The following is a 7,539-nucleotide window of genomic DNA, read 5'->3' as shown; positions in this document are numbered from 1 at the left end:
ACTTCAAAAGCTCTATAGGGGTCATATAAAATTCTTAGATTGCAAAGTTCTTGTTTTATTTTGACATTTCCTCCCCAAGCTTTGTGCTTCATCCAATATTTCTTGAAATTTTATACTTTTACTCATTATAAATTTGCTAAATCATAATGAAAAATATTTTTTTAAAAGAAGATGCTTCTGAATACATTGATAGGATAAATCAATTAAGTCCTGATTCTAAAGCATTATGGGGGAAAATGAGCGTAAATCAAATGTTGGCGCACTGTAATGTTTCTTATGAGATGGTTTATGAAGATATTCATAAGAAACCGAATAATTTTATCAAGATAATACTAAGATTGTTTGTAAAAAATAAGGTGGTTAATAAAAAAACTTATTCTAAAAACAGCCCTACTGCTCCTCAGTTCATTGTAAAAGATGAACGTAGTTTTGAAATTGAGAAAAATAGATTAATAAATTATATCATTAAAACTCAGGAATTAGGAGAAGATGCATTTGAAGGGAAGATATCTCATTCTTTTGGAAAATTAAGTTCAAAGGAGTGGAATAATATGTTTGCAAAACATTTGGATCATCACTTGACTCAATTTGCTGTTTAATAATCCCATCAATAAAAATTATCTGTCATGAAGAAGTGTTTAATATTAATTTTTCTTTTTATCGGAGTATCTTCAATGGCTCAAAAACAAGATGTGCAGAAAGTTATAGAAGATTTTTTTGCTGCATTTCATCAAAAAGATACGATTAAATTACAATCTGTCTGTTCAAATAAAATTATTTTGCAATCGATTAGTGAAAGCGTGACGAAAGGAAATAAATTGTCAAACGAGTCTAGTGCTGAATTTTATAAATCCATTTCATCGATACCTTCAAATATGAAATTTAATGAAAAAATATTGAGTTATACTATTCAGATAGACGGAACAATGGCTCACGTTTGGGCTCCATATGAGTTTTATCTTAATGACAAATTGAGCCATTCAGGAGTTAATACGTTTACTTTATTTAAAGAAAAAGATAATTGGAAAATTATTTATCTAATTGATACAAGAAGAAAATAGTTAAATGACTTGAGTTTGATAATATAAACAATCGTCAGCCATCAAACAGATTTCGCATTTTGGTTTGGGTCTGCATATTTCTCTTCCCAAAAATGAAATTGCCATACCAATTTCCGACCAAATTTTCTTCGGTAATACTTTCATTAGTTCTTTTTCAACTTTATTTCCATCTTTACTTTCTTTTATAATTCCAAGCCTTGGGGCTACACGTATAACATGGAGATCTGCAATAATACCTTCAGCAGGTTGATTAGTTTCTCTTAGAATGACATTAGCTGATTTTCGGCCAATTCCTTTTAGCGCAGTTAATCCTTCCATTGTTAATGGTATATTTTCATCTTTTTTGATGATTTGCGCTATTTCAAGTAACCAATTTGCTTTGGTTGGGTAATTTCTAACTTTACTTATGTAGGGAATAAATTTTTCAGGATCTGCTTTTGACAGGCTTTGAAATGTCGGAAAATTTTCAAACAAAGCAGGTGCTATCTTATTTATATTTGCATCAGAATCTTGCGCAGACAAAACTACCATAACAAGTAATTGATATGTAGTTTGATAATCTAAAGGATGTTTTTTGCCTTTATATTTTTTTATAAGTGGTTTTAATGCTTCTTCCCAGTTCTTTGTTTCTCCAAATAAATCCATTTTACGTTATTTAAATATTAATAAAACACAAGTATTATAAAGTTAACTACTTTTGATAAAATCTAAGATTTTTTTTATCACAATTTGATTTCCTAATATTTTTCTGTGTCCCAATTTATCGGTAAGAAATAAACTTCCATTTTCCAAATGTTTGTGAATATGAATTCCGGCTTTTACTGCAACCTCCGGATCATCATTATCGTGAATCACTAAAACAGGAACTTTTATTTTGGCAGCAGCTCTGTATGCTGAATAATTATCCATTACAGTTTGGTATTTATTTTCAAAGTGTTCGCGTAAAAGCTCGCTTATTTTTGGTTTTAGTTCTAATTTTGAAATGAAATCATCTAAAATATCCTGAACAATATCGCCACTGCCAATTACAACAGCTTTATCTACTTTTAATCCATCTTTTATGGCGTTTAGGACCGACATTCCTCCCAAAGAATGTCCAATTGCAATTTCGAATGGTCCGTAAATTTTGTCAATCTCTAAAATTGATTCTATAAAATCAGACATTATAGTAGTTTTTCCTTTTGATTTTCCGTGTGCCGGAGCATCGAAACTTACTGTTGAATATCCGTTGCGCAAAAGTTCGTCTGCGATTTTAAATAATTGGGTTCCTCTTCCTGACCATCCATGTACTAATAAAATTTTACGATTGCTTTTTCCAAATTCGTAAACAACAATGTCTTTATTAATTTTTGGAATATGAATTGTATGTTGCGCGCTTTTGCGATCCATTTCTAATTCTCTTTTAGGAACTTTATGTTTTATTGGGGTGGTGAAAAGTCTCGCTGTATATTTTGTAACCAATTTACTGGAAATAAAAGCGCATATTTTACAGGATATTATTATAACGCGTGGTATTTTTAAAGATTGAATAGGATTGGAAGTCTTTTTTGCCATTTTAATAATTTTTACTTCGAGGTCAGAATTTGTTTATTTTTTCCTAAATTTAAAGAACATAAAAGTAGTACAAATAGTAAATGTTTGACTTAAATAATTGGGAATTTAATTTAAATGGAAATATTTCACATAAGTGCAGAATGTTACCCGATGGCTAAAGTTGGTGGTCTTGCCGATGTTGTTGGTGCATTGCCTAAATATCAAAATAAAGAAGGTCATCAGGTTAGAGTAATAGTCCCTTGTTATGACACTAAATTTTATAGTCAGAATCAATTTGAGTGTGTTCATACCGGGACTGTTAAGCTGGGGAATTTTAAATTCCCTTTTAATGTTTTAAAGGAAACTACCGATCAGTTAGGTTATGAATTGTATTTAATCGAAATAAAGGAATTATTTGATCGTCCAAATATTTATGGTTATGAAGATGATATAGAGCGGTTCTTATCTTTTCAGATTGCAGGTTTAGATTGGATTTCCCAGCGCAATTCAATTCCTGATATTATAAATTGTCACGATCATCATACCGGAATAATTCCTTTTATGGTAAAATACGCTTACAAATATGAAAAATTAAGAAGTGTAAGGACAGTAATCACAATTCATAACGGTCTATATCAGGGTTGGTTTGGTTTTGATAAATTACATTATCTGCCAGAATTTGATTTAATGCATGTAGGGTTTTTAGAATGGAACAATTCTTTAAACTCATTAGCAGTTGGAGTAAAATGCGCTCATGCCGTGACTACTGTTTCTCCAAGTTATTTAAACGAAATAAACATTTTTTCAAATGGTTTAGAATCGTTATTTAATTCGGTTAGATATAAATCTAAAGGAATTTTAAACGGAATTGACATTGAAGTCTGGAATCCATCAAAAGATGAAATGATTAATGAAAATTATGATCTTTCAACTTTTGTTACCGGAAAACAAAAAAATAAGGAAAAGTTGTGTGAGCAATTTGAATTAGACCCTTCAAAACCTCTATTTAGTTTTATAGGGCGATTATTTGAAGAAAAAGGAGGTGATTTGCTTCCGCAGGCAGCAGCTTTGGCTTTGTCAGAGAATTTTGAAAATATTAATATTCTAATTCTAGGATCCGGAAATACTGAAATCGAATCTCAGTTGATACAATTACGTAATGATTACAATGGTAATTATAATGTATTTATTGGTTACAATGAAGAACTGGCTCATTTGATTTATGCTGGCTCAGATTTTATATTAATGCCTTCTCGTGTAGAACCGTGCGGTTTAAATCAAATGTATGCGCTTCGATATGGTACAGTACCTATTGTGCGGAGAACAGGAGGACTTCAGGATACAGTAATTGACTTTGGAGATAACGGGAATGGAATTTGTCATGATCAGGCCTCTGTAGGTGATATTTGTTATTCTATTAACCGGGCTGTTAAACTTTATCCGGATAAAGCACATTTTAATAAAATAATAGAGAAAGGAATGGAAACAGATCATTCCTGGGAAAGAGTTTGTAAGGAATACATCGAAATATACAACTTAATAATTCAGCAAAATGAAGTTTAAAAAGAAAAATGTAGTTGCCATTATTTTAGGAGGAGGACAAGGATCACGCTTATTCCCTTTAACAGAAACAAGATCAAAACCTGCCGTTCCGATTGGAGGAAAATACAGATTAGTCGATATTCCGATTTCAAATTGTATCAATTCTGATATCTTTAAAATATTTGTACTAACACAATTTAATTCTGCATCTTTAAATGCACACATAAAGAATACATTTAATTTTAGTATTTTCAGTCAGTCTTTTGTTGATATATTGGCAGCAGAGCAAACTCCGGATAATCCTACCTGGTTTCAGGGAACTGCCGATGCTGTACGTCAATGTATGTCACATTTTCTTAAACATGATTTTGATCACGCTTTGATTTTATCAGGTGATCAATTGTATCAGATGGATTTTAACGAAATGCTTGAAGCCCACATTGCAAACAATGCTGAGATTTCTATAGCTACATTGCCCGTAAATGCTAAAGATGCTCCTGAGTTTGGAATTTTAAAAACGAATCATGAAAATGTCATTGAAGCTTTTATAGAGAAACCAAATGCGTCACTGTTGCCTGATTGGGAATCTGAGGTAAGTGAAGAAATGCATACAAAAGGTAAAAAGTATCTGGCTTCTATGGGGATTTACATTTTCAATAAAAATCTCCTGGTAGAATTAATGGAGGATCAGGAAACCAAAGATTTTGGAAAAGAAATTATTCCTGAGGCTGTCGGAAAACATAAAATTTTAAGTTATCAATATGAGGGTTATTGGACTGATATTGGAAATATTGAATCTTTTTTTGAGGCCAATATTGGTTTAACAGCAGATATACCGGAATTTAATTTGTTTGATAATGATAACAAAATTTTTACACGTCCGAGATTGTTGCCTCCTTCAAAATTTAGAAATTCTATTATAAATCAATCCCTAATTTCTGAAGGCTGTATTATTAATGCGAAGGAAATTAAAAGTTCTGTAATAGGTATTAGATCCAGAATTGGTGAAGGAACTATCCTTGAAAACTGCTATGTAATGGGCAACGATTTTTATCAGGATCTTGATGAACTGCATCATGAAAATGAGAACAACAAAATTAATGTTGGAATAGGAGAAAATTGTTTTATCAAAAATGCTTTAGTAGATAAAAATGTGCGTATAGGAAATAATGTACACATTAACGGAGGCAAGCACTTAGATAATTTTACAAATGAGTTATATAGTATAAAAGACGGAATTGTTGTGATAAAAAAAGGGGTTGTTCTTTCAGATAATTTCAGGATTGAATAAATTAAAATTTAATTGTTGCCTTAAAAACCAAATATGAATAAAGTAATTACGCATTCTCTTTTTACTGATTTTGACATCAATTTATTCAAAGCCGGGAAACATTACAAATTGTATGAAAAACTTGGTGCACATTTAATTGAAGTTGACGGTATAAAAGGAGTTTATTTTGCGGTTTGGGCACCCACGGCAAATTCTGTATCTGTTGTTGGAGATTTTAATTATTGGACAAAAGATGAACATCAACTCCAGGTTCGCTGGGATTCTTCGGGAATTTGGGAAGGATTTATTCCTGATATTGAAAAAGGAGCACTTTACAAGTATAAGATTCAGTCTAATATTGACGGAATTGTAACTGAAAAAGCAGACCCCTTTGCCCGTTATTGTGAAAAACCACCACATACTGCTTCTGTAGTCTGGGATTTGGACTATAAGTGGAAGGATGAAAAATGGATGCAGACCCGTAAACAGAATAATGCTTTAGATAAACCTTATTCTGTTTATGAAGTCCACTTAGGTTCGTGGAAACGTGCGGAACACAATAGATTTTTATCCTATCTGGAACTTGCAGACGATTTGGTTAAATATGTAAAAGAGACAGGTTTTACCCACGTCGAATTTATGCCCGTTATGGAATATCCTTATGATCCTTCCTGGGGTTATCAATTAACTGGGTATTTTGCACCTACTTCACGTTTTGGAAAACCGCAGGATTTTATGGTCTTGGTCGATAAATTTCATCAGGCCGGAATTGGCGTAATTCTGGACTGGGTTCCATCACATTTTCCTGATGATGCACATGGTTTAGGCCTTTTTGATGGTTCAAACTTATATGAACATCCTGATCGTAGAAAAGGATATCATCCGGATTGGAAAAGTCTTGTTTTTAATTATGAACGAAATGAAGTTCGTGCTTTTTTAATTAGTAATGCTGTTTTTTGGCTTCAAAATTATCATGTTGATGGCTTGCGTGTAGATGCTGTTGCATCGATGTTGTATCTCGATTATTCAAGAAAAGACGGAGAATGGGAACCTAATATATTTGGCGGAAGAGAAAATCTTGCCGTTATAAGTTTCCTTAAAGAATTTAATGAGGTCATTTATGCCAATTTTGATGGAGTTCAGACGATTGCCGAAGAAAGTACTTCTTTTCCAATGGTTTCCAGACCTACATTTACCGGTGGTTTGGGTTTTGGAATGAAATGGATGATGGGATGGATGCATGATACTTTGCAATACTTTCAGAAAGAAACGGTTTATAGAAAATACCATCAAAATGAATTGACTTTTTCTATGACTTATTCTTTTACAGAAAACTTTATGTTACCTTTTTCTCATGACGAAGTAGTATACGGAAAAAAATCAATAGCCAGTAAAATGCCAGGTGATGAGTGGCAGAAATTTGCCAATTTACGCCTATTATACGGTTATATGTTCACGCATCCGGGAACAAAGCTTTTGTTTATGGGATCTGAATTTGGACAAAGTGATGAATGGAACTTTGAAAAAAGCCTTGACTGGCATTTATTACAATACGATTATCATTCCGGAATAAAAAAAGTTATTACAGATTTAAACCAATTATATAAATCCCAACCGGCATTGCATCAGAAACAATTTAGCAGTGAGGGTTTTGAATGGATTAATTATTCTGATCATCAGAATGCAGTTCTTACTTATATACGAAAAGGGAATAATGCTAAAGAAGACTTAATCATCGTCTGTAATTTTACTCCGGTTATTCGTGAAAATTATCGAATTGGAATCCATCAGAAAAGAAATTTGGTTCCGGTTTTTAATAGCGACAATAAAAATTATGGAGGAAGCGGTGCAGGAAGTTTGGAAACTTTAAAAATTGAATTATCTCCTTATGATGGCAGAGATTATTCTGTACAATTAGTTTTACCGCCTTTGAGTGTTATTGTATATTCATTTGAAAATTAATCAAAATTTTTCAAATGAGATTTTGTCAGTTTTACGTTTGTAAATTATCGATTTTCTGATTTCATAATATCTAATTTATCAGTCCTGCAGAAAAAACGTTTTCGTGAATAAACCTCATATTTATAGAGGCCTATTAACTTTTTTTGTATGTTTGGAATTATAGACAGAGTT

General features: G+C 32.1%; 7 protein-coding genes. 5 read left to right on the top strand and 2 right to left on the bottom strand.

Features of this window, described 5'->3' with window-relative positions; genetic code table 11:
• Nucleotides 1–146 precede the first annotated feature (146 nt).
• Entirely contained in the window at nt 147–599 is a 453-nt protein-coding gene (locus tag JOD96_RS15800) for a DUF1569 domain-containing protein (RefSeq protein ID WP_209565199.1), read from the top strand.
• 27 nt (nt 600–626) lie between these two features.
• Entirely contained in the window at nt 627–1,061 is a 435-nt protein-coding gene (locus tag JOD96_RS15795) for a nuclear transport factor 2 family protein (RefSeq protein WP_209565198.1), read from the top strand.
• Here JOD96_RS15795 and JOD96_RS15790 read toward each other — a convergent pair whose 3' ends face one another.
• A complete protein-coding gene (locus JOD96_RS15790) occupies nt 1,062–1,706 on the bottom strand; it encodes an endonuclease III domain-containing protein (protein WP_209565197.1) in 645 nt (214 codons plus the stop codon).
• Nucleotides 1,707–1,748: 42 nt separating this feature from the next.
• Complete coding sequence (locus JOD96_RS15785) at nt 1,749–2,615, bottom strand: alpha/beta fold hydrolase (protein WP_209565196.1); 867 nt, start codon at nt 2,613–2,615, stop codon at nt 1,749–1,751.
• A gap of 114 nt (nt 2,616–2,729) precedes the next feature.
• On the opposite strand from JOD96_RS15785, the gene JOD96_RS15780 reads away from it, so the two are divergent.
• The 3 genes from JOD96_RS15780 to glgB are packed head-to-tail and all read left to right on the top strand — an operon-like array spanning nt 2,730 to nt 7,368.
• Complete coding sequence (locus JOD96_RS15780) at nt 2,730–4,157, top strand: glycogen synthase (RefSeq protein ID WP_209565195.1); 1,428 nt, start codon at nt 2,730–2,732, stop codon at nt 4,155–4,157.
• Nucleotides 4,147–5,427: a glucose-1-phosphate adenylyltransferase gene (locus JOD96_RS15775; protein WP_209565194.1), complete on the top strand. Its 1,281-nt coding sequence runs from the start codon at nt 4,147–4,149 to the stop codon at nt 5,425–5,427. Before JOD96_RS15780 ends, JOD96_RS15775 begins: the two co-directional genes overlap by 11 nt.
• A 33-nt stretch (nt 5,428–5,460) precedes the next feature.
• Entirely contained in the window at nt 5,461–7,368 is a 1,908-nt protein-coding gene (glgB, locus tag JOD96_RS15770; RefSeq protein WP_209565193.1) for a 1,4-alpha-glucan branching protein GlgB, read from the top strand.
• Nucleotides 7,369–7,539 lie beyond the last annotated feature (171 nt).

Source organism: Flavobacterium sp. 1355, assembly GCF_017833415.1.
Taxonomy (GTDB): domain Bacteria; phylum Bacteroidota; class Bacteroidia; order Flavobacteriales; family Flavobacteriaceae; genus Flavobacterium.
Note: the sequence above shows the minus strand (reverse complement) of the source record. Positions and strands in the feature narration are given on the sequence as shown.